At 51.8% G+C, this 629-nt stretch carries 1 pseudogene; it reads right to left on the reverse strand.

Annotated elements, in window-relative coordinates:
- Positions 1-349 (reverse strand): annotated as a pseudogene (locus tag P7F60_RS27285) (plasmid partitioning protein RepA); the annotation flags it as partial.
- Between the last annotated feature and the right edge of the window lie 280 nt (positions 350-629).

Raw genomic sequence — 629 nt, forward strand, 5'->3', positions numbered from 1 at the left:
ATACAACCTGCATCGGCTCTCCTTCCTTCCGCCTAGGCACGTAGTATCTCTTGTCGGACTTCTTGTTGGCCTCGAGATAATCCCGAAGCTCGAGCATCTGGTCAGCCGTATAATATCGGCGTCCACCGATGGACTCGATTTCCGGTCCTTTCCCGTCAGAATGGAGTTGCCTCAGGTGCGTCTGGGTGACACCCATGAAGTCCGCAACTTCAGCAAGCTGAAACTTGCGCAGTCCCTTGCGAGCATCAGGCGGGTACTGCTGGCTGCGCAACATATGCAACGCGCTTGAGATCTTCGCCCCTTGCTCGGCAATCTCAATATCAAATCTGTTGGGCAGCATATTGCTCATTTTGCGAACTATTTCCCGGAGGTCGTCAGTTTCGAAAAAATGGCTCGAACGCCATCATTTGCGAAACTATCCTGCGATTCCGGCATCGTCGCAAGAGATTTAAAGTTAACAAGTAGTTAACGGAACTGCAGGAGTGGCTGACAGAATATCGATTCATCCAAAGACTTCCGCATGTTAGCCCAGCTTTGTCCGCCGGCGCCACTGACAGCGAAATGCAGATCTGCACCTCTTATCAACATCCTAGAACCCGGTTCCCAACCGGCGTTTGAGACGTATAGCG

Source organism: Rhizobium sp. YJ-22 (genome assembly GCF_029601685.1).
GTDB lineage: Bacteria > Pseudomonadota > Alphaproteobacteria > Rhizobiales > Rhizobiaceae > Metarhizobium.